Here is an 18,748-nt window from a genome sequence, read left to right as displayed (position 1 = left end):
TGCGAAGTTGGCATAGCCATTGTGCGTTGCTGTGCGTTTCCGTGCTAGAGCGGACTGCGTAGCATGAAGGCCATTGAGTGGGGAGACGGCTGTGATCGAATTGATTGAGTACTTGCTGCTGGGCGTCGTGATGGGCGGAGTGGGTGGGGTGTTCGGCATTGGCGGCGGGATGATCGCGATTCCAGTGCTGGGTATCCTGTTCGGCCTCGACCAGCAGTTGGCCCAGGGCACGGCACTGGTGATGGTGGTACCCAACGTGGTGCTGGCCTTGCATCGTTATAACCAGCGCAATCGCATCCAACTGCGCCACGCGCTGCCGCTGGTACTGATGAGTTTCTGTTTTGCCTGGTTCGGCGCCCTGTGGGCGGTGGGCCTGGATCCGCGCAGTATGCGCCTGGGTTTTGTCGGCTTTCTGCTGGCACTGGCGCTGTTCTACCTGGTGCGCCTGTTCATGGATCAGTCCCCGGTGTCGGCGCAGATGCGTCACCCTTGGCCCTGGCTCGGTGTCTTGGGCGCGGCATCCGGCACCATGGGCGGGTTGTTCGGGGTCGGCGGGGCGGTGGTGGCGACGCCGGTTCTGACCAGCGTCTTTGGTACTTCGCAGGTGGTGGCCCAGGGCCTGTCGTTGGCCTTGGCATTGCCGAGCACCAGCGTCACCCTGGTGACTTACGCGGTGCATAACGAGGTGGACTGGCGCATGGGCATCCCCATGACCATCGGCGGCCTGATGAGCATCAGTTGGGGCGTGAAAGTGGCCTACGCCTTGCCCGAGAAAGTCTTACGCGGCCTGTTTTGCGCTTACCTGGTGCTCGGCGCGCTGCTGCTCAGCTTCAAAGTTTGAAACCTTCGACGATGTGCTCGGCGAGGCATTCGGTGATCGGCGACGGCTTGTTCAGGTTGCGCACCAGCATGATGTTGAGCAGGGGCAACTGGGGCAAGTCTTCGGCTTCGCCCAGAATCCGCCAGTCCTGGGGAATCAGGCTTTCCAACTGGGCGGTCATGGCCAGGCCGGCGTTGACCACCGCCATGATCGTCGACAGGCTCGGGCAGTTGTAGGCCAGGCGATAGTCGCGGCCACGGGCGTCCAGTGCATTGCAGGCCCATTGGGTGCAGAAGCAATCGATACCGTCCATGGCCAGTGGCAAGGGCGTTTGTTCGTGATTGGCGGAACATTGGGCTTCGGCCCAGACCAGTCGTTCCTGGCGCAGCAACTGGCCGAGTTCATTGCCCGGTTTGCGGGTGACGATGGTCAGGTCCAGGTCGTGGCGTTGCAGCAACTGCGTGGAGGATTCGCAGTTCACTTCGATCTTGACCAGCGGATAGAACTGCGCGAAGTGCGAGAGGATGCCCGGCAGGAAACGCATCACGTAGTCATCCGGTACGCCGATCCGCACCATGCCGACCATATGCGGCTCGCGCAGGGTGTTGAACACTTCGCTGTGCAGTTTCAGGATACGCCGGGCATACCCGAGCAGCACCTGGCCTTCGGCGGTCAGTCGCACCTGGCGTCCGTCGCGCTCGAACAACTGGCGCTTGAGCACGTCTTCTTCCAGGCGTTTCATCTGCATGCTGACGGCTGATTGTGTGCGGTTGACCAACTCGCCGGCCTTGGTAAAGCCGCCTTGATCGGCAATCGCGACAAAGGTGCGCAGAACGTCGGTGTCGATGCTCGGGTAGCTGGACAATTCATCAATCTCCGAGATGTATTGCATAAGAAACATTCGTTGGATTGATCTTAGCGCCAGGTACAGACTTTAGTCATCCCCAACTGGAGGGCAGGATGATGAAAGGTCAAAAAGGTTATCTGTTGATCGATGGTGACACGCATTCGGTGCTGTCGTTGCGGGCCTTGTGGCGGCGGGTTGTCCGTTGGCATGAGGTGTCGCGCGAGCGTCAGGTACTGGCGGCATTGAATGACGACGCGCTCAAGGACATGGGCCTCAGTCGCGCCGATGTCGAGCAGGAAACCCATCGGCATTTCTGGAATGATCCGCTGGGCAAGGGCCGTTGATAGCGCTACACAAGCAGGGGGCGACTGCGGTAGTTTGCGGGTTCACAAGGAGGCGTGCATGCCCGCAGACCTGTCGTTTTCATTGAAACAAGCCCGCCGCCTGGTGCTCGCGGCCCAGGGTTTCCAGGGGCGTAGAGCCTCGGCATCGATCAAGCCGATGCAGGTCAATCGGCTGATCGAGCGCCTGGGGGTTGTGCAGATCGATTCGGTCAACGCCTTGGTGCGTTCGCACTATCTGCCGTTGTTCTCGCGATTGGGCAACTACTCCTCCGACTTGCTCGACCAGGCGGCCTGGAGCCAGGGGCGACGGCGCACCTTGTTCGAATACTGGGGGCACGAAGCGTCGTTGCTGCCGATGTCGCTGTATCCGCTGATGCGCTGGCGCATGCAGCGGGCGTCCCGTGGCGAGGGGATCTACCAGCAGATGGCGCGTTTCGGCCGCGATGAGCAGGCGACCATTCGCCGGGTACTGGCTTTGGTCGAGGAGCGCGGCGCGTTGGGCGCGGGCAGCCTGTCGAGTCGTGAGGAAAAAGCCGGACCCTGGTGGGATTGGAGTGCCGAGAAGCATGCGTTGGAATGGTTGTTCGCCGCCGGTGAAGTGACGGTGGCCGGGCGCCGGGGCTTTGAACGGCTCTACGATCTGCCGGAGCGGGTGATTCCCTCGGCGGTGCTCGGGCAACCGCTGATCGACGAAGCCGAGGCCCAGCGCGGCTTGTTACGCCAGGCCGCGGCGGCCCTTGGGGTGGCGACGGAAAAGGACCTGCGTGACTACTTTCGCCTGGACCCGGGCGATAGCCGTGCACGCCTGGCGGAACTGGTCGAGGCGGGTGAGTTGCAGGTGGGCGAGGTGCAGGGCTGGCGCCAGCCGGTGTACTGCCTGCCGGACATCAAGGTGCCGCGCCGGGTCGAGGCCAGTGCGTTGTTGTCGCCGTTCGATTCGCTGATCTGGGAGCGCAGCCGCACCGAGCGGTTGTTTGATTTCCGTTATCGGCTGGAGATCTACACGCCGCAGCACAAGCGGGTGTATGGCTATTACGTGTTGCCGTTTTTGCACAACGAACGGATTGCCGCGCGGGTCGACCTGCGTGCGGAACGGGCGCTCGGGCGGTTGGCCGTGCATGCGGTGCATGAGGAAGAGCAGGGGCTGGATGAGGCGGGGATGGCGGCGTTGGCCGTCAATTTGCGGCAGTTGGCCGATTGGCTGGGGTTGGCGGATATTCAGCTCAATTGCCAGCGGGTCAGTGCGCAGCGGTTGCGTGGGTTGCTGTAAGCGCTGGATATGGTGGTGCCTGTGAGGGCCTCTTCGCGGGCAAGCCCAGCTCCTACAGTCCGGTGTCGTACGCAAAATGGACTGTAGGAGCTGGGCTTGTCGGATCGCCGCACCGCCGCGAAGAGGCCCTTCCAGACAACAAAAAACCTACTGACTCAACGCCGCACCTGCTTCAACGTCTCGGCAATCAAAAACGCCAGTTCCAGCGACTGATCGGCGTTCATCCGCGGATCGCAATGGGTGTGATAACGATCCGACAACCCATCCTCGGTAATAGGGCGCGCGCCACCGATGCATTCGGTGACGTTCTGCCCGGTCATCTCGATATGAATCCCGCCCGCGTAGCTGCCTTCGGCCTGGTGCACCTGGAAGAACTGCTTCACCTCGCTGAGGATCTGCGCGAAATCCCGGGTTTTGTAGCCGCTGCTGGCCTTGATGGTGTTGCCGTGCATCGGGTCGGAGCTCCACAGCACCTTCTTGCCTTCGCTTTCCACGGCGCGGATCAGTTGCGGCAAGTGATCGCCGACCTTGTTCGCCCCCATGCGCACGATCAGGTTCAGGCGACCGGGATCATTGTCCGGGTTGAGGATATCGATCAGGCGGATCAGGTCGTCGGTGTTCATGCTCGGGCCGACCTTGACCCCGATCGGGTTGTTCACCCCGCGCAGGAACTCGACGTGGGCACCATCGAGCTGACGGGTACGGTCGCCGATCCAGAGCATATGGGCCGAGCAATCGTAATAATCGTTGGTCAGGCTGTCGCGGCGCACGAAGGCTTCTTCGTAATTCAGCAGCAGTGCCTCGTGGGCGGTGAAAAAGCTGGTTTCGCGCAATTGCGGCGAGCTGTCCATGCCGCAGGCACGCATGAACGCCAGGGTTTCATCGATACGGTCGGCCAATTGGCTGTACTTCTCGGCCAGGGCCGAGTTGGCGATGAAGTCCAGGTTCCACTTGTGCACCTGGTGCAGGTCGGCAAAGCCGCCCTGGGCGAAGGCCCGCAGCAGGTTCAGGGTCGCCGTGGCCTGATGGTAGGACTGCAACAGGCGGTCCGGGTCCGGCACGCGGCTTTTTTCATCGAAGCCGATGCCATTGACGATATCGCCACGGTAGGCCGGCAGGGTCACGCCGTTGATGGTTTCGTCGTTGGCCGAACGGGGTTTGGCGAACTGGCCGGCCATGCGCCCGACCTTGACCACCGGGCAGCCGGCGGCAAAGGTCATGACAATGGCCATTTGCAGCAGCACCTTGAAGGTATCGCGAATCTTCGCCGCCGAGAACTCGGCGAAGCTCTCGGCGCAATCGCCGCCCTGGAGCAGGAAGGCGCGGCCCTGGGTGACTTCGGCGAACTGACGGCGCAGTTCACGGGCTTCCCCGGCGAACACCAGTGGTGGATAACTGGCCAGGCTTTGCTCGACTCGCAGCAGGTGCGCGGCGTCCGGATACTGGGGTTGTTGCTGGATCGGCAGGGCGCGCCAGCTGTCGGGGCTCCAGGGTTGGCTCATCATGAACTCGAGGTTTGACGGTGGGAGGCCCATGTTAGCAGTAATTAGTGCGTGACCTGCTCTGTCGGCTTGGCTGACAATTGCGCTTTTCCCGCTTGCAAGGATATGAAATGGCTGAGGAGCGCGTGGAGCGTCTGCTCGCCGAAGTGCACGATGCCTTCGGCATGATTCGAGTCCTTGAAGTGGACGATTACCGCTTTCTCGAATTTGGCGATGCCATTGAGCAGAGCTGCGTGTTCACCGCCGATCCCAGTTGGCTGGAATACGACTACACCCGGGCCATGCTGATCGGTGCCTTGTGCCACGAAGAGCCGGAAAGCGCGCTGTTCCTGGGGCTTGGGGCCGGGACCTTGACCCAGGCGTGCCTGCGGTTCCTGCCGCTGGAGGATGTCGAGGCCATCGAGTTGCGCCCGGACGTGCCGCGCCTGGCCATCGAGTACCTGGGGCTGGACGACGATCCGCGCCTGTATATCCGCGTCGGTGATGCGCTGGAACTGCTGGAGAGCGCGGAGTCGGCGGACCTGATTTTTGTCGACCTGTATACCGATGTCGGTCCCGGTGTCGGCCATCTGGCCTGGAGCTTTCTGGAAAACTGCCAGAAGAAACTCAATCCTGGCGGCTGGCTGGTGATCAACCAATGGGCCACCGATGACGGCAAACCCTTGGGTGCTGCGTTGTTGCGCGGGCTGTATCACCGACACTACTGGGAGCTGCCGGTGAAGGAGGGCAATGTCATCCTGATCGTGCCGGCGGACCTCGACCAGGAGCTGGACCTGCGCGGATTGCAGAGCCGGGCCGATGAACTGGCGCCGCGCCTGGGTTATTCGTTGCAGACCTTGATCGGTGAGATTCGGCCGGCGACCTGAGTCAGCGGCCGTTGCGCGGCGATGGTTCAGTTGGAGAAGCCCGTATCGAGCGCCAGTTCTTTCTGGCGTTGTACCAGCCCCCCATCGGCGACTATTGTTTCAATGCTCGATGATGGCAACGGTCGCTCCACTACTCCCGGCAGCAACGGCCCCTTGATCCGCGGCCCTGAGCCTATACCCGCGTCCTCGTTCGCCTCGGGTCCGTTCAAGGTGATGCCGTTGGCGTCGAGCTTGATGAAGTGCGCGCCGACCTTGAGGGTGAGTTGCTCTCCCGCGTCGATCACCACCTTGTCCCCGGCCCGCAGGTGGATCTCCTGTCCGGCCTCGATGAAGTAACCCAGCCCGGCCTTTACCTGTTGGCTGCCAGCGACCAGCAGGCTGTCATCGCCTTTTACCTCGACGCGGCGGTCCTGGTGAACGGTGTGGTGTTCCTCGGCCTTGAGCTCGCAGTAGCTGTTGGCTTCCACGCACTCATGTCGTTCATGGCCGACCGTGACCGAGAGATTGCGCTTGATGTGTTGTTGCCAATCGCGCTGGGCATGCAGGTAGATCTGCTCTTCGCCCTTGCGGTCTTCGATACGCAGCTCATTGCTGCCACCACCGCCAGGGCTGCTGCGGCTCTTGAACACGCTGCGGGTCTTGTGCGCCGGCAACGGGTAGGTCGGCGGATGGCGCTGATTGGGCAGGCAGCCAGTGATCAGCGGCTGGTCGGGGTCACCTTCAAGAAAGGTCACCAGCACTTCCATGCCGACGCGGGGCAAGGTCACGGCGCCATGACCGGGCCCGGCCCAGCTGGAGGCTACCCGTAGCCAGCAACTGCTTTGGGCACCGGTTTCGTCCGAGCGGTCCCAGTGGAACTTCACCTTCACCCGGCCATATTCGTCGCAGTGGATTTCTTCGCCAGGCGGGCCGGTTACGATGGCGCTCTGGGTATTGAGCCGACGGGATTTGCGCGCTTGCAGCGGTGGACGGAAGAACACCTCCCTGGGGGTGGCGAGAAAGGTATTACGGTAGCCCTGGCGGAAATCACTGTCGGTACGGCTTTGGTTCGCTGCCAACTCCTCCAGCACCTGCGGCTGCTTGCCTTCGTGGGTCAGTTGGGCCAGCAGCCAGAGGGTGTTCCAGTCTGGCTGTGGATGTTCGGCCAGGAGCAGGAAGTGCCCACTGGCCAGTTGGGGTTCATTGCTCTTGCCCGACGCCCGTCGGCTGTCGCTTCGATGGCTTTCCAACTGGCGACGATTGAGCTGCCGGCCGTGTTCGTCGCGGTGGTAGCGACCGGGATAACGGTAATCTTCAAGGTCCGGCTGCGGCAGGGAGTGGAGCACGCAGGCGCTGTTTTCCAGCCGGGCACCGGGTTGTTTGAAATTGTAGTCGCGCAAGGTTGCCCGGGTACTGCGGGTTTCCAGGTGCAGGTCGAAGGACTGGATGCAGGGCCGTTGCGCGACCATCCCGCTGTCCGGTCGGTATGGCACGCTGTCGGGCAGTTGACGGAAATAGGTCTGGTCGTCGCCAAAGGCCAGGTGATGGCCCTGCGCACTGTGCTGGAAGTGATAGTGCAGGCCGTCCTCTTCACACAGCCGCTGGATGAAGTCCAGGTCGGACTCGTTGTATTGCACGCAGTATTCGCGAGCGGGGAAGGGATTGGCGAGATTGAAGCTGAAGGCATTGCTGAGGATGCCATGGTCCTTGAGCACTTGGGCGATGATCTGCGGCACGCTCCGGTTCTGGAAAATTCGCTGGTTGAAACGATGGGCCAGATAGGCCAGTTGCGGCACCAGCGTGAGCTGATAGTGCGTCCAGCGCTGGCCGGTATCGCCCTGGCCGATGCCGTAGATCTGGCCGTGAATGCCCGCGCCGTCGTTGTTGAAGGCGAGAAAACCCTGCCGATGCAGCAGCTCGTCGAGGTTGAGGTCCGGCTGCCGGCTGACCAACTCCAGTTCGAAGCGGTAGGGTTGGCTGATAGCTTCCGTACCCTTGAACGCCAGGACTTCCAATCCCTGTTCGAAGTCCGGAAGAGTGAAGGTAAAGCGAGGTGCCGAGGTGAACATCCGTTGTGCCTCCTGCAAGGGGAATGCACGAAGTGTGGACCCGTCGGTGGTGGTGTTGAACGCAGGAAAACAAAATCAGAATCGGGCTACAGCGCCCTATGTTTGAGAGCTGTAGGGCGACGTAGGGGGAATGGAATCGGTCTTGCAGGACGCCGGATCAGTAATCCTCCCCGCGCTCGGTAATATCCTTCTCTACCGGCGGCGCATTGGGATCCTGGCCGACCGGAAATTTCCCCTTGAGGTTCCAGGCAAAGGCGATGATCTCGGCGATGGTCCGGTATAACTCCTCCGGAATACTGTCGCCCAACTCCATCCGGGCCAGCAGTTTCACCAGCTCGGCATTCTCGTAGATCGGTACTTCATAGTCGCGGGCCAGCTTCAGGATGGCTTCGGCCAGCTCCTCGTCGCCCTTGGCGGTGAGGGTCGGGGCTTGTTGGCCGTCGTACTTGAGGGCAATGGCCTGGCGTGGGGTGTTGGGATTCTTCATGCGGTTTCGTCAACCCAGCGTTGGTCCAGTCGGGTTTGCTTGCCCTGGGGGGGCGTGCCCTGATGGCAATCGAGGTCGCTGACATTCAGGCCCGAGGCCCGCAGGCGTTCACGCAACTCGCCCAGTTGGCTGGCGATCAGGCTGGCGGTGTAGGGACGTTCGGCCCATAACTGGCTGGACAGGCTGCCCCGCACCAACTGTGCCTGGACTTGCAGCGGCCCCAGCGGTTCCAGGTCAAAGGCCAGCTCCACTCGCCACAGTTGTTCCTTCTGCTCGCGCTTTTCGCGTTTTTCCTGCTCGGGTGGCGGCTCCTTTTCCTCATGCTGGATCTTGATCTGCAAAGGCACGATGTCCTGCAGGTTGCGCATGGGGATTTCCAGCTGCCAGGTGGTCTGCAGATTGCCCTCGGGGGTGCGCCCGGTCTGTTCCAGGCTGGAAAGCTGATGGCTTTGCAGGCGCGAAACGGCGGCCGCGGCCAGGCGCAGGAGGCCTTCCAGGTCGCCATCGTCGGTGAGGCTTTGCAGCAGGCGCGAGGGCAGCGGAAAGCTGATCGGCTGGGTCGGCTCGCCGATCTGGCCGAGGGTACCCAGGGCGCTGCGGACAAAGCCCGGGAGCGTGCGGGCGAGCAGCGCGGCGGCGGCTCCGGGGTCGAAGTTCGGGCTGCCGGGCAACTGCGGCATGATCTGGGCGATCAGGCGCAGCAGGTTGCTCTTGAGGTCGGGGGTCAGCGCCGGATTCTGCCCTTGCAACAGATTGGCTTCGAGAAACAGCCCGCTATTTTGCAGGGCCTGGGCGAGCCCTTTGGGGTTGCTCAACTGATTGACGTCAGGCAGGTCCGCCAGCAGGGTGTTGATGGCCGCGCGCAGGTCTTCGGGCAGCTCGGCGTTTTGGGACAGGTTCTGCAGCGTACTGACCAGGCTGTCGAGTGAACCTTGCCGACCTTGCTGGGTGACCAACTGCTGGGCCACCGCCAATTGGTCCTGACGGGCGGCCAACGGCACCAGGCTCAGGCTTTGCGCGTCCTGCACCAGGGCGCTCAGCAGGCTGCCGATACGCAGCGGCTGCGGGCTGTCGAGGGTCAGGGTGGTGCCGCTCAGGACCGTGTTGAGCAGGGTCACCAGCGAGCGATAGACCGCCGGTTGTCCGGGTGTCTGTGGCAGTAGCTGGGCGGTCATGACCTTGCCTTGCAGCAAGGTGCCGACCGGCAGTTGCGTGGTATCCAGACGGGTCAGGGCGGCGATGCTGGCACTCAGGGCCTGTTGCACGGTGATCGCCAGGTTGCCGGGCGTCGGTTGGGTCACAGCGACACTGGTGCCTTGTGGCAGCGGCAGGTTGCTGTTGACCTGCACGGTGGTCTGGCGACCGCTGTCGGTGGTGACCTTGAGCAGCATCTGGAAGGTCTGGTCGGTTTGCTTGAGCGAGAGGACTTCGGCCTCGGCACTCTGCCCGGGGGCGATCAGGCCTTCCAGCGGCGGCGTCAGCTGCAGCAGTTCGCTGGCCAGTTGCATCGGACGGCTGTTGGCCGGGATCAACTGGGGCAGGGGGGGGATGTTGATTTCGCCTGTCATCGGGTCGCAGCCTGTCGAAATAGCCCTCTTTGGAGTAGGGCATCGCATGTATAATGCCGCCCATCTCCGAAAGTGTGTCCAAAATAGCGCAAAAATTGACACAGCTCTGTAGGTCGAGCTGCAAAAGCATTTATTCTGCTTCACTTTAACGGCTGCGCCCGTGCCGACTTGAACTGTAAAAAGGCCTCGATTATTTGACCAGCCCTCTTCTAGAAGCCTTGGCGCTCGCCTGTGAACGGGACGGGCGGATGCTCTTCGAGCACCTCGAGTTGCAGCTGCGCCCCGGCGACCTCTTGCAGATCAGCGGCCCCAACGGCAGTGGCAAGACCAGCCTGTTGCGCCTGCTGGCCGGTCTGATGCAGCCGACCGCCGGGGAAGTACAGCTTGACGGGCAGCCGCTGAATGCCCGGCGTAGCGAGCTGGCCCGCACCTTGTTGTGGATCGGCCATGCCGCCGGGATCAAGGACCTGCTGACCGCCGAAGAGAACCTCAGTTGGCTCTGTGCCCTGCATCAGCCGGCCGGGCGCGAGGCGATCTGGCAGGCCCTGGCGGCGGTCGGGCTGCGGGGTTTCGAGGATGTCTCCTGCCATACCCTGTCCGCCGGCCAGCAGCGCCGTGTGGCCCTGGCCCGGTTGTACCTGGACAGCCCGCCGCTGTGGATTCTCGATGAACCCTTCACCGCCCTGGACAAGCAGGGGGTCGCCCAACTCGAAGAACACCTGGCCGGCCATTGCGAACGCGGTGGCATGGTCGTGCTGACCACCCATCACACGCTGACCCGGGTGCCGGCCGGTTACCGTGATCTCGACCTGGGACGGTGGGCCGCATGAGTGTCTTCGGCCTGTTGTTCGCCCGTGAAGCGCGGCTGCTGTTTCGCCGTCCGGCGGAACTGGCCAATCCCCTGGTGTTCTTCGCCATTGTGATTGCGCTGTTCCCGTTGGCGGTCGGTCCCGAGACAAATATGTTGCAAACCTTGTCTCCAGGGCTGGTCTGGGTGGCGGCCCTGTTGTCCGTCCTGCTCTCGCTGGACGGGCTGTTTCGCAGCGATTTCGAGGACGGATCCCTGGAACAGTGGGTCCTTTCGTCGCACCCCCTGGCCCTTCTGGTTTTGGCCAAGGTACTGGCACACTGGATTTTTTCCGGCCTGGCCCTGGTTCTGCTCGCGCCTTTGCTGGCGCTGATGCTCGGATTGCCCACTGCCTGCTTGCCGGTGCTGTTGTTATCGCTACTCTTGGGTACGCCGGTACTGAGTCTGCTCGGTGCGGTGGGGGCGGCCCTGACGGTGGGATTGAAACGTGGTGGCCTGTTACTGGCCCTGCTGATCCTGCCTTTGTATATCCCGGTACTGATTCTTGGCAGCGGGGCCTTGCAGGCCGCGTTGCAGGGCATGCCGGCCACCGGTTACCTGCTTTGGCTGGGCAGCCTGGCCGCCCTGGCGGTGACCCTGACACCTTTTGCAATAGCGGCTGGCCTGAAGATCAGCGTCGGCGAATAATGAGGTCTGGTCCGTTGATGACCAGCGAAGACCCTGGATGTACCGTGATGAACTGGACTTGGTTTCATAAGCTGGGCTCGCCCAAATGGTTCTATGGCATCAGCGGGCGGCTGTTGCCCTGGCTGAGCGTGGCCGCCGTGCTGTTGATCGGCACCGGCGTGGTCTGGGGCCTGGCCTTCGCGCCGCCGGACTACCAGCAGGGCAACAGCTTTCGCATCATCTACATCCACGTGCCGGCAGCCATGCTGGCCCAGTCCTGCTATGTGATGCTGGCGGTCTGCGGTGTGGTGGGGCTGGTGTGGAAGATGAAACTGGCCGACGTCGCGTTGCAATGCGCCGCGCCTATCGGTGCCTGGATGACCGCCGTGGCCCTGATTACCGGGGCCATCTGGGGCAAGCCGACCTGGGGCGCGTGGTGGGTCTGGGATGCGCGCCTGACCTCGATGCTGATCCTGCTGTTCCTCTATTTCGGCCTGATCGCCCTGGGCAACGCCATCACCAATCGCGACAGCGCCGCCAAGGCCTGCGCGGTGCTGGCGATTGTCGGGGTGATCAATATCCCGATCATCAAATACTCGGTGGAGTGGTGGAGCACCCTGCACCAGGGCTCGACCTTCAGCCTGACCGAAAAACCCGCCATGCCTGCTGAAATGTGGCTGCCGCTGTTGCTGACGGTGCTGGGGTTCTACTGTTTCTTCGGCGCCGTGGTGCTGCTGCGCATGCGCCTTGAAGTACTCAAGCGCGAGGCCCGGGCCAGCTGGGTCAAGGCTGAAGTCCTGAACGAGCTGGGGGTGGCTCGATGAGTTTTGCCACCTTCGGCGATTTTCTCGCCATGGGCCATCACGGCCTGTATGTCTGGTCGGCCTACGGTATCTGCCTGGCTGTACTGGCCTTGAACGTCGCGGCGCCGATCCTGGCTCGTCGGCGTTACCTGCAACAAGAGGCGCGTCGTCTGCGCCGGGAGAATGCCAAGTGAACCCGCTGCGCAAAAAGCGCCTGATCATTATCCTCGCCATCCTGGTCGGCGTCGGCGCCGCCGTGGGCCTGGCCTTGAGTGCACTGCAGGAAAATATCAACCTGTTCTACACTCCGACCCAGATCGCCAATGGCGACGCCCCCCATGGCACGCGGATTCGCGCCGGCGGCATGGTGGAGAAGGGCTCGCTGCAACGTTCCGGCGATTCGCTGGACGTGAAGTTCGTGGTCACCGATTTCAACAAGTCCGTCACCATTACCTATCGCGGCATCCTTCCGGACCTGTTCCGCGAAGGGCAGGGCATTGTTGCCCTCGGCAAGCTGAACGCCGATGGCGTGGTGGTGGCCGATGAAGTGCTGGCCAAGCACGATGAGAAATACATGCCTCCGGAAGTCACCAAGGCGTTGAAAGACAGCGGTCAATCCGCCCCGACACAAGCCAAGGAGGGTTGATCGATGATTCCTGAGTTGGGCCATCTGGCCATGATCCTCGCGCTGTGCTTCGCCCTGGTGCAGGCCACCGTCCCGCTGTTCGGCGCCTGGCGCGGTGATCGCCTGTGGATGAGCCTGGCGCGGCCGGCGGCCTGGGGGCAGTTCTCCTTCCTGGTGTTCGCCTTCGGGGTACTGACCTACGCCTTCATGACCGACGACTTCTCCGTCAGTTATGTCGCCAACAACTCCAACAGTGCCTTGCCCTGGTACTTCAAGTTCAGCGCGGTATGGGGCGCCCATGAAGGTTCACTGCTGCTCTGGGCCCTGATCCTCGGTGGCTGGACCTTTGCCGTGTCGGTCTTCTCCCGGCAGTTACCCCAGGTGATGCTGGCCCGGGTATTGGCGGTGATGGGCATGATCAGCACCGGCTTCCTGCTGTTCCTGATCCTGACGTCTAACCCGTTCTCACGGATCCTGCCGCAGATTCCGGCGGACGGTCGCGACCTCAACCCGTTGCTGCAGGACGTCGGCCTGATCGTCCACCCGCCGATGCTCTATATGGGCTACGTCGGTTTCTCGGTGGCCTTCGCCTTTGCCATCGCCGCCTTGCTTGGCGGGCGTCTTGATGCCGCCTGGGCGCGCTGGTCGCGGCCCTGGACCATCGTCGCCTGGGCGTTCCTGGGTGTAGGTATCACCCTTGGCTCCTGGTGGGCCTACTACGAACTCGGCTGGGGTGGCTGGTGGTTCTGGGACCCGGTGGAAAACGCCTCGTTCATGCCCTGGTTGGTGGGTACGGCGCTGATCCACTCCCTGGCGGTCACGGAAAAACGCGGGGTGTTCAAGAGCTGGACCGTGCTCCTGGCGATTGCGGCGTTTTCCCTGAGCCTGCTGGGAACCTTCCTGGTGCGTTCCGGCGTGCTGACCTCGGTGCACGCCTTCGCCTCCGACCCGGCGCGCGGTGTGTTTATCCTGATCTTCCTGCTGTTCGTGGTCGGCGGTTCGCTGACCCTGTTCGCCCTGCGCGCGCCGGTGGTGAAAAGCCATGTGGGCTTCAACCTGTGGTCGCGGGAAACCCTGCTGCTGGGCAACAACCTGGTGCTGGTGGTGGCGGCCTCGATGATCCTGCTGGGCACCTTGTATCCGTTGGTGCTCGATGCCCTCAGTGGGGCCAAGCTGTCGGTCGGCCCGCCGTACTTCAATGCCTTGTTCATTCCGTTGATGGCCTTGCTGATGGTGGTGATGGCGATCGGCGTGCTGGTGCGCTGGAAAGACACCCCGGTGAAATGGCTGGTGGGCATGCTGACCCCGGTGCTGTTGGGCAGCGTTGCCCTGGCGGTGGTGGCCGGGCTGGTCTATGGCGATTTCAACTGGGCGGTGCTGGCGACCTTCCTGCTGGCGGCCTGGGTGCTGCTGGCCGGGGTACGCGACATCCTCGACAAGACACGCAACAAAGGCCTGATCAAGGGGCTGCCGAGCCTGACCCGCAGCTATTGGGGCATGCAGTTGGCGCATCTGGGCATCGCGGTCTGCGCCCTGGGTGTGGTGCTATCGAGCCAGGAAAGCGCCGAGCGCGACCTGCGCATGGCGCCGGGCGAGTCCATGGAACTGGGCGGCTATCACTTCATCTTCGAAGGCGCCAAGCATGTCGAAGGGCCGAACTTCACCTCGGACAGAGGCACGATCCGGGTGATTGAAAACGGCAAGGAAGTGGCGCTGCTGCACCCGGAGAAACGCCTGTACACCGTGCAGCAATCGATGATGACCGAAGCCGGGATCGACGCCGGTTTCACCCGTGACCTCTATGTCGCCCTCGGCGAACCACTGGAAAACGGCGCCTGGGCGGTACGGGTACACGTCAAGCCGTTCGTGCGCTGGATCTGGTTCGGCGGTCTGCTGACCGGTTTGGGCGGTGCACTGGCGGCCCTGGACCGGCGTTATCGGGTCAAGGTGAAAAGCCGCGTGCGTGAAGCGCTGGGCATGAGTGGAGCGACTGCATGAAGCGTTGGTTGATGGTATTGCCGCTGGCGGCGTTCCTGGTGATGGCGGTGTTCCTCTATCGCGGCTTGTACCTCGATCCGTCCGAGCTGCCGTCGGCGATGATCGGCAAGCCGTTCCCGGCGTTCGCGTTGCCCGACGTGCAGGGTGACAAGAAGCTGACCGTGGCCGACCTGCAAGGCAAGCCGGCGCTGGTGAATGTCTGGGGGACCTGGTGCATTTCCTGCCGGGTCGAGCATCCGGTGCTGAACAAACTGGCCCAGCAGGGCGTGCTGATCTACGGCATCAACTACAAGGATGACAATGCCGAGGCGCTGAAGTGGCTGAAGGAATTCCATAACCCCTACCAGCTGAATATCCGCGACGAACAGGGCACCCTGGGCCTGGACCTGGGGGTGTACGGCGCGCCGGAGACCTTCTTTATCGACGGCAAGGGCGTGATTCGCTACAAACACGTCGGGGTGATCGACGAGACGGTCTGGCGTGAACAACTGGCGACGGTGTATCAGTCGCTGGTGGACGAGGTCCGGCCATGAAGCGCTGGTTAGCCGCGGTCGTCCTGGGCCTGAGTCTGGTTGGCGTGGCCCATGCCGCCATCGACACCTATGAGTTCGCCAACGACGCCGAGCGTGAACGCTTTCGCGACCTGACCAAGGAACTGCGCTGCCCCAAGTGCCAGAACCAGGACATCGCCGATTCCAACGCGCCGATTGCCGCCGACCTGCGCCGAGAGATTTTCCGCATGCTCGGCGAGGGCAAGGACAATCAGCAGATCATCGACTTCATGGTCGACCGTTATGGCGACTTTGTGCGCTACAAGCCGGCCCTGAGCGGCAAGACCGCCTTGCTCTGGTTCGGCCCGGCCGGCCTGCTGCTGGGGGGCTTTGTCGTGATCGCGGTGATCGTCCGCCGTCGTCGTGCCGAGGGCGCTGCCGCCCCGGACGCGCTTTCCGCCGAGGAGCGCCAGCGCCTCGACCACCTGCTGGATAAGAAAACCGAATGATTGATTTCTGGCTCGCTACAGGTCTGTTGTTACTGATTGCCCTGAGTTTTCTGTTGATTCCGATTTTGCGTGAACGCCGCGTGCAGCGCGAGGAAGACCGCACCGCGTTGAACGTCGCCCTCTACCAGGAGCGTGTCGCCGAGTTGCAGGCGCAGCAGGTTGAAGGCGTGCTCAGCGCCGAACAGATGGACAGCGGTCGGGCGGAAGCCGCCCGCGAGTTGCTGGCCGATACCGAAGGTGTGGCACCGGCCCGTGTCTCGCGACTGGGCAAGCCATTGCCGTTGCTGGCGGCGCTGCTGGTACCGGTGCTGGGGTTGGCGCTGTACCTGCATTTCGGCGCCAGCGACAAGGTCGAACTGACCCGCGAATTCGCCCAGGCACCGCAGTCCGTGGAAGAGATGACCCGGCGTCTGGAACGGGCGGTGGCGGCCCAGCCGGATTCGGCCGAGGGCCTGTATTTCCTCGGGCGTGCTTATATGGCCCAGGACCGTGCGGCCGATGCGGCGAAGGTCTTCGAACGTACCGTCAAGGTCGCCGGACGCCAGCCGGAGTTGCTCGGGCAGTGGGCCCAGGCGCAATACTTCGCCGATGGCAAGCAGTGGTCGCCGCAGGTCCAGGCGCTGACCGACGAAGCCCTCAAGATCGATCCGAAGGAAGTCACCAGCCTGGGTCTGCTGGGGATCGCGGCGTTTGAAGGGCAGCGTTACCAGGAGGCCATCGACTATTGGAAACGCCTGCTGGCGCAATTGCCGCCGGACGACAATTCCCGTGCCGCGTTGCAGGGCGGTATCGACCGTGCCAGTGAGAAGTTGGTGGCGAGCGGTGGCAAGGTCGCGGTCGTCGAGCGGCCTGTGGTCAAGGGCGCGCTGTTGACAGTGCGGGTCGATCTGGCGGCGGAGCTGAAAGCCAAGGTCCGGCCGGGCGACAGCGTCTTTATCTTCGCTCGTGCCACCCAGGGCCCGCCTGCGCCGCTGGCGGCCAAGCGCCTGACGGTCGCCGACCTGCCGGCCACCGTCGAGTTGGGTGATGCGGACGCGATGATGCCGCAATTGAAACTGTCGAACTTTCCTGAAGTCCAACTGGTTGCACGGGTATCCCGCGCCGGCCAACCGACGGCGGGCGAGTGGATCGGGCGCAGCCAGCCGTTGGCCAGCAGCACCGCCGCGCAACAGAACCTGACCATCGACAGCCCAGATAAATAGAGAATCGCCATGACCGCCATCGCTCGCCTCACCCTGTTAACGCTGGTCTTGGGGTTGAGCGCTTGTGCGGTCCATCGCCCGCCGCCGGAGGGGCCGACGATCCCGCCTTCCGGCCCGACGACCCAACCTTATCCATCGGGCACGCCGGGTAAACCGATCCCACCGGGCAAACCACGTCCGAGCTTCTCGCCGACGTTTGCCCCGCCGCCGGGTGGTAGCAGTCATTGGGACGGGCAGATGGGCGTCTATGTCCTCGACAACCAGACCAACACCTTCTATCGCCAGCGCACCTACTATCGCTGGAACAACGGCTGGAGCCGCTCCATCAGCCCCAACGGGCCCTGGGAAGACACCGATATCCATGGCGTGCCGCCGGGGCTGGGCAAGCAGTTCGGTCAGTGAGTGAAAAACGGCGATCTTCAGAGGTCGCCGTTTTTTTGAGACTATTTCAGATATCGTCGGCTGGTGTATCTCACTCGTAGCCCATCCTCTGTTGCTGTGCCTGCTCGGCGAGTTCGGCCATGGCCTGTTCGCTATCCAGTGAGCGTTGGGTTTTATAGGCCATCAGATCGGCAAACCGTACGCGGCGGTGCTTGCCGGTTTTGTGAAACGGCAATTCACCTGACTCCAGAAGCTTGATCAGGTGTGGACGAGAGACATTGAGCATGTCGGCAGCTTCTTGTGTGGTCAGCTCGGCGTGGACGGGGACCACCTGGACGGCGTTACCGGCGGCAAGCTCGGCCAGAATCTCCACCAACAGCCTCAGTGCGGTGGTGGGTAGTTCAACGCTATGGGCCTCGTTGCGTTCGTCGAAAATCTGGATGTGCTGCGTGTCGAACCTTGTGGCCAGAAAGGCCGCCAGGGCGCGTTGACCTTCGATGGCGAGCTGGACTTCGCGTTCGAGGGGCAAGTTGATGGTGAGGGCAGATTGAGTCATGGCTGGCTCCGAGTGCGTAGAATCAATGATGGAAATTTATTCGAAATAAACGAAAAGCGCAATAAACGAAATGCATGGGTAATGCAATGCCTGAAAACTTACCCTTCGTTAGAAGGCTCAAACCGCAAAGGCGATATTTTCATCCCCCGAATCCCGTTATCAGCGCTATAACAGTCCTGTTGAATTGAGAACTGTTTATCTCCCCACCCAAGGAACCTGACGTCCCATGAATTCGATTTTCGGCAAATTGGCCCGCCGCAGTGCGTTGGCCTCGGCGATGAGTCTGGCGGTATTGATGTCTGTTGGTCTTGCCCAGGCTGCTGATGCCCCGGCCCAGCGGGTGGCGGTGCGCGGTGAAATCACTGAGCTCGACGGCGATGCGCTCAAGGTGCATACCATCGCTAATGAGGATGTCACGGTCGGCCTGACCAAGGACACCCAGGTTCGCGGTGTGACCCTCGCGACTCTCTCGGATATCAAGCCCGGCAGCTATATCGGCACGGCGGCGATGCCTGGCCCGGATGGCACGCTGACGGCGATGGAAGTTCATGTATTCCCACCGGAGATGGCCGGTACCGGGGATGGTCACCGGCCGTTCGATCTGGCCCAGGGCAGCACCATGACCAATGGCCGGGTAGGGGAGTTGAAGGTGGCCAACGGCCGGACCCTGACCTTGAGCTACAAAGGCGGCGAGAAGAAGATCGTGGTGCCGGAGGGCGTGCCTGTGGTCAACCTGGTGCCAGGCGATCGCAGTCTGCTCAAGCCGGGGGTGAAGGTGGTGCTGTTTGCCCAGCAGGGCGCGGATGGCAAGCTGACGGCGGCGGGGATTTCAGCGGGTAAGGATGGGGTCAAGCCGCCGATGTAAGGACGGCGTTATCTTGAAAACACCCTTGATGCTGTAGGAGCCGGCTTGCTGGCGATGGCGGCCAATCAGGCGATGCAAGGCTCACTGGCCTC

The 18,748-nt window shown here is 62.5% G+C and carries 21 protein-coding genes; 15 read left to right on the top strand and 6 right to left on the bottom strand.

Annotated elements, in window-relative coordinates; all coding sequences use genetic code 11:
• Positions 1–91: 91 nt before the first annotated feature.
• Positions 92–841 (top strand): sulfite exporter TauE/SafE family protein, encoded by a 750-nt coding sequence (locus tag M5C56_RS28980; protein WP_103499666.1) that lies wholly within the window; start codon positions 92–94, stop codon positions 839–841.
• Here M5C56_RS28980 and M5C56_RS28975 read toward each other — a convergent pair.
• Positions 831–1,685: a LysR family transcriptional regulator gene (locus tag M5C56_RS28975; RefSeq protein ID WP_177101648.1), complete on the bottom strand. Its 855-nt coding sequence runs from the start codon at positions 1,683–1,685 to the stop codon at positions 831–833. The genes M5C56_RS28980 and M5C56_RS28975 overlap by 11 nt on opposite strands.
• A 98-nt stretch (positions 1,686–1,783) precedes the next feature.
• Between M5C56_RS28975 and M5C56_RS28970 the strand changes: the two genes are divergently transcribed.
• A complete protein-coding gene (locus M5C56_RS28970; RefSeq protein WP_103499670.1) occupies positions 1,784–2,011 on the top strand; it encodes a DUF1127 domain-containing protein in 228 nt (75 codons plus the stop codon).
• Between the two features lie 58 nt (positions 2,012–2,069).
• Positions 2,070–3,281 carry a winged helix-turn-helix domain-containing protein gene (locus M5C56_RS28965; protein WP_103499668.1) on the top strand — a complete coding sequence of 404 codons (1,212 nt, stop codon included), beginning with the start codon at positions 2,070–2,072 and terminating at the stop codon, positions 3,279–3,281.
• A 155-nt stretch (positions 3,282–3,436) separates the two neighbouring features.
• Here M5C56_RS28965 and M5C56_RS28960 read toward each other — a convergent pair whose 3' ends face one another.
• Positions 3,437–4,783, bottom strand: coding sequence for a class II 3-deoxy-7-phosphoheptulonate synthase (locus M5C56_RS28960; protein WP_100940659.1), 1,347 nt, complete (start codon positions 4,781–4,783; stop codon positions 3,437–3,439).
• Between the two features lie 110 nt (positions 4,784–4,893).
• On the opposite strand from M5C56_RS28960, the gene M5C56_RS28955 reads away from it, so the two are divergent.
• Positions 4,894–5,649 carry a spermidine synthase gene (locus M5C56_RS28955; protein WP_103499669.1) on the top strand — a complete coding sequence of 252 codons (756 nt, stop codon included), beginning with the start codon at positions 4,894–4,896 and terminating at the stop codon, positions 5,647–5,649.
• A gap of 26 nt (positions 5,650–5,675) precedes the next feature.
• On the opposite strand, the gene M5C56_RS28950 is transcribed toward M5C56_RS28955, so the two are convergent.
• The 3 genes from M5C56_RS28950 to M5C56_RS28940 all read right to left on the bottom strand — a co-directional run bounded on the left by M5C56_RS28950 (position 5,676) and on the right by M5C56_RS28940 (position 9,752).
• Positions 5,676–7,697, bottom strand: a complete 2,022-nt coding sequence (locus M5C56_RS28950) for a type VI secretion system tip protein VgrG (protein ID WP_247263415.1) — start codon at positions 7,695–7,697, stop codon at positions 5,676–5,678.
• A 157-nt stretch (positions 7,698–7,854) separates the two neighbouring features.
• Positions 7,855–8,184, bottom strand: coding sequence for an EscU/YscU/HrcU family type III secretion system export apparatus switch protein (locus tag M5C56_RS28945; protein WP_103499449.1), 330 nt, complete (start codon positions 8,182–8,184; stop codon positions 7,855–7,857).
• Positions 8,181–9,752, bottom strand: a complete 1,572-nt coding sequence (locus M5C56_RS28940) for a flagellar hook-length control protein FliK (protein WP_103499450.1) — start codon at positions 9,750–9,752, stop codon at positions 8,181–8,183. The genes M5C56_RS28945 and M5C56_RS28940 overlap by 4 nt, the downstream gene beginning before the upstream one ends.
• A 248-nt stretch (positions 9,753–10,000) precedes the next feature.
• Here M5C56_RS28940 and ccmA point away from each other — a divergent pair, with 248 nt between their 5' ends.
• The 10 genes from ccmA to M5C56_RS28890 are packed head-to-tail and all read left to right on the top strand — an operon-like array spanning position 10,001 to position 17,256.
• Positions 10,001–10,582 (top strand): cytochrome c biogenesis heme-transporting ATPase CcmA, encoded by a 582-nt coding sequence (ccmA, locus tag M5C56_RS28935; RefSeq protein ID WP_247263414.1) that lies wholly within the window; start codon positions 10,001–10,003, stop codon positions 10,580–10,582.
• A complete protein-coding gene (gene ccmB / locus M5C56_RS28930; RefSeq protein ID WP_103499452.1) occupies positions 10,579–11,247 on the top strand; it encodes a heme exporter protein CcmB in 669 nt (222 codons plus the stop codon). Before ccmA ends, ccmB begins: the two co-directional genes overlap by 4 nt.
• Before the next feature lie 44 nt (positions 11,248–11,291).
• Entirely contained in the window at positions 11,292–12,050 is a 759-nt protein-coding gene (locus M5C56_RS28925; RefSeq protein ID WP_177101554.1) for a heme ABC transporter permease, read from the top strand.
• Positions 12,047–12,223 (top strand): heme exporter protein CcmD, encoded by a 177-nt coding sequence (ccmD, locus tag M5C56_RS28920; RefSeq protein WP_103499454.1) that lies wholly within the window; start codon positions 12,047–12,049, stop codon positions 12,221–12,223. Before M5C56_RS28925 ends, ccmD begins: the two co-directional genes overlap by 4 nt.
• Positions 12,220–12,675, top strand: coding sequence for a cytochrome c maturation protein CcmE (gene ccmE, locus M5C56_RS28915; RefSeq protein ID WP_100940651.1), 456 nt, complete (start codon positions 12,220–12,222; stop codon positions 12,673–12,675). Before ccmD ends, ccmE begins: the two co-directional genes overlap by 4 nt.
• A gap of 3 nt (positions 12,676–12,678) precedes the next feature.
• The gene (locus M5C56_RS28910; RefSeq protein WP_103499455.1) at positions 12,679–14,652 is read left to right on the top strand and encodes a heme lyase CcmF/NrfE family subunit; all 1,974 of its coding nucleotides are present in this window, start codon (positions 12,679–12,681) and stop codon (positions 14,650–14,652) included.
• Entirely contained in the window at positions 14,649–15,185 is a 537-nt protein-coding gene (locus M5C56_RS28905) for a DsbE family thiol:disulfide interchange protein (RefSeq protein WP_103499456.1), read from the top strand. The genes M5C56_RS28910 and M5C56_RS28905 overlap by 4 nt, the downstream gene beginning before the upstream one ends.
• The gene (locus tag M5C56_RS28900) at positions 15,182–15,652 is read left to right on the top strand and encodes a cytochrome c-type biogenesis protein (RefSeq protein WP_103499457.1); all 471 of its coding nucleotides are present in this window, start codon (positions 15,182–15,184) and stop codon (positions 15,650–15,652) included. The genes M5C56_RS28905 and M5C56_RS28900 overlap by 4 nt, the downstream gene beginning before the upstream one ends.
• The gene (gene ccmI / locus M5C56_RS28895) at positions 15,649–16,854 is read left to right on the top strand and encodes a c-type cytochrome biogenesis protein CcmI (protein WP_103499458.1); all 1,206 of its coding nucleotides are present in this window, start codon (positions 15,649–15,651) and stop codon (positions 16,852–16,854) included. The genes M5C56_RS28900 and ccmI overlap by 4 nt, the downstream gene beginning before the upstream one ends.
• Positions 16,855–16,863: 9 nt before the next feature.
• Positions 16,864–17,256, top strand: a complete 393-nt coding sequence (locus M5C56_RS28890; RefSeq protein WP_103499459.1) for a hypothetical protein — start codon at positions 16,864–16,866, stop codon at positions 17,254–17,256.
• A 70-nt stretch (positions 17,257–17,326) separates the two neighbouring features.
• Here M5C56_RS28890 and M5C56_RS28885 read toward each other — a convergent pair whose 3' ends face one another.
• A complete protein-coding gene (locus tag M5C56_RS28885) occupies positions 17,327–17,791 on the bottom strand; it encodes a helix-turn-helix domain-containing protein (protein WP_103499460.1) in 465 nt (154 codons plus the stop codon).
• Between the two features lie 226 nt (positions 17,792–18,017).
• Here M5C56_RS28885 and M5C56_RS28880 point away from each other — a divergent pair, with 226 nt between their 5' ends.
• Positions 18,018–18,656, top strand: a complete 639-nt coding sequence (locus M5C56_RS28880) for a DUF5666 domain-containing protein (protein ID WP_247263413.1) — start codon at positions 18,018–18,020, stop codon at positions 18,654–18,656.
• Positions 18,657–18,748 lie beyond the last annotated feature (92 nt).

The organism is Pseudomonas sp. MWU13-2862, assembly GCF_023242495.1.
Lineage (GTDB): Bacteria > Pseudomonadota > Gammaproteobacteria > Pseudomonadales > Pseudomonadaceae > Aquipseudomonas > Aquipseudomonas gingeri_D.
Note: the sequence above shows the minus strand (reverse complement) of the source record. Positions and strands in the feature narration are given on the sequence as shown.

Excerpts from the sequence above, each read along its gene's own strand:
- M5C56_RS28970 (WP_103499670.1), top strand. The coding sequence starts at position 1,784 with ATGAAAGGTCAAAAAGGTTATCTGTTGATCGATGGTGACACGCATTCG.
- M5C56_RS28965 (WP_103499668.1), top strand. The coding sequence starts at position 2,070 with ATGCCCGCAGACCTGTCGTTTTCATTGAAACAAGCCCGCCGCCTGGTG.
- M5C56_RS28960 (WP_100940659.1), bottom strand. The coding sequence starts at position 4,783 with ATGAGCCAACCCTGGAGCCCCGACAGCTGGCGCGCCCTGCCGATCCAG.
- M5C56_RS28955 (WP_103499669.1), top strand. The coding sequence starts at position 4,894 with ATGGCTGAGGAGCGCGTGGAGCGTCTGCTCGCCGAAGTGCACGATGCC.
- M5C56_RS28950 (WP_247263415.1), bottom strand. The coding sequence starts at position 7,697 with ATGTTCACCTCGGCACCTCGCTTTACCTTCACTCTTCCGGACTTCGAA.
- M5C56_RS28945 (WP_103499449.1), bottom strand. The coding sequence starts at position 8,184 with ATGAAGAATCCCAACACCCCACGCCAGGCCATTGCCCTCAAGTACGAC.
- M5C56_RS28940 (WP_103499450.1), bottom strand. The coding sequence starts at position 9,752 with ATGACAGGCGAAATCAACATCCCCCCCCTGCCCCAGTTGATCCCGGCC.
- ccmA (WP_247263414.1), top strand. The coding sequence starts at position 10,001 with ATGCTCTTCGAGCACCTCGAGTTGCAGCTGCGCCCCGGCGACCTCTTG.
- ccmB (WP_103499452.1), top strand. The coding sequence starts at position 10,579 with ATGAGTGTCTTCGGCCTGTTGTTCGCCCGTGAAGCGCGGCTGCTGTTT.
- ccmD (WP_103499454.1), top strand. The coding sequence starts at position 12,047 with ATGAGTTTTGCCACCTTCGGCGATTTTCTCGCCATGGGCCATCACGGC.
- M5C56_RS28910 (WP_103499455.1), top strand. The coding sequence starts at position 12,679 with ATGATTCCTGAGTTGGGCCATCTGGCCATGATCCTCGCGCTGTGCTTC.
- M5C56_RS28905 (WP_103499456.1), top strand. The coding sequence starts at position 14,649 with ATGAAGCGTTGGTTGATGGTATTGCCGCTGGCGGCGTTCCTGGTGATG.
- M5C56_RS28900 (WP_103499457.1), top strand. The coding sequence starts at position 15,182 with ATGAAGCGCTGGTTAGCCGCGGTCGTCCTGGGCCTGAGTCTGGTTGGC.
- ccmI (WP_103499458.1), top strand. The coding sequence starts at position 15,649 with ATGATTGATTTCTGGCTCGCTACAGGTCTGTTGTTACTGATTGCCCTG.
- M5C56_RS28890 (WP_103499459.1), top strand. The coding sequence starts at position 16,864 with ATGACCGCCATCGCTCGCCTCACCCTGTTAACGCTGGTCTTGGGGTTG.
- M5C56_RS28885 (WP_103499460.1), bottom strand. The coding sequence starts at position 17,791 with ATGACTCAATCTGCCCTCACCATCAACTTGCCCCTCGAACGCGAAGTC.
- M5C56_RS28880 (WP_247263413.1), top strand. The coding sequence starts at position 18,018 with ATGAATTCGATTTTCGGCAAATTGGCCCGCCGCAGTGCGTTGGCCTCG.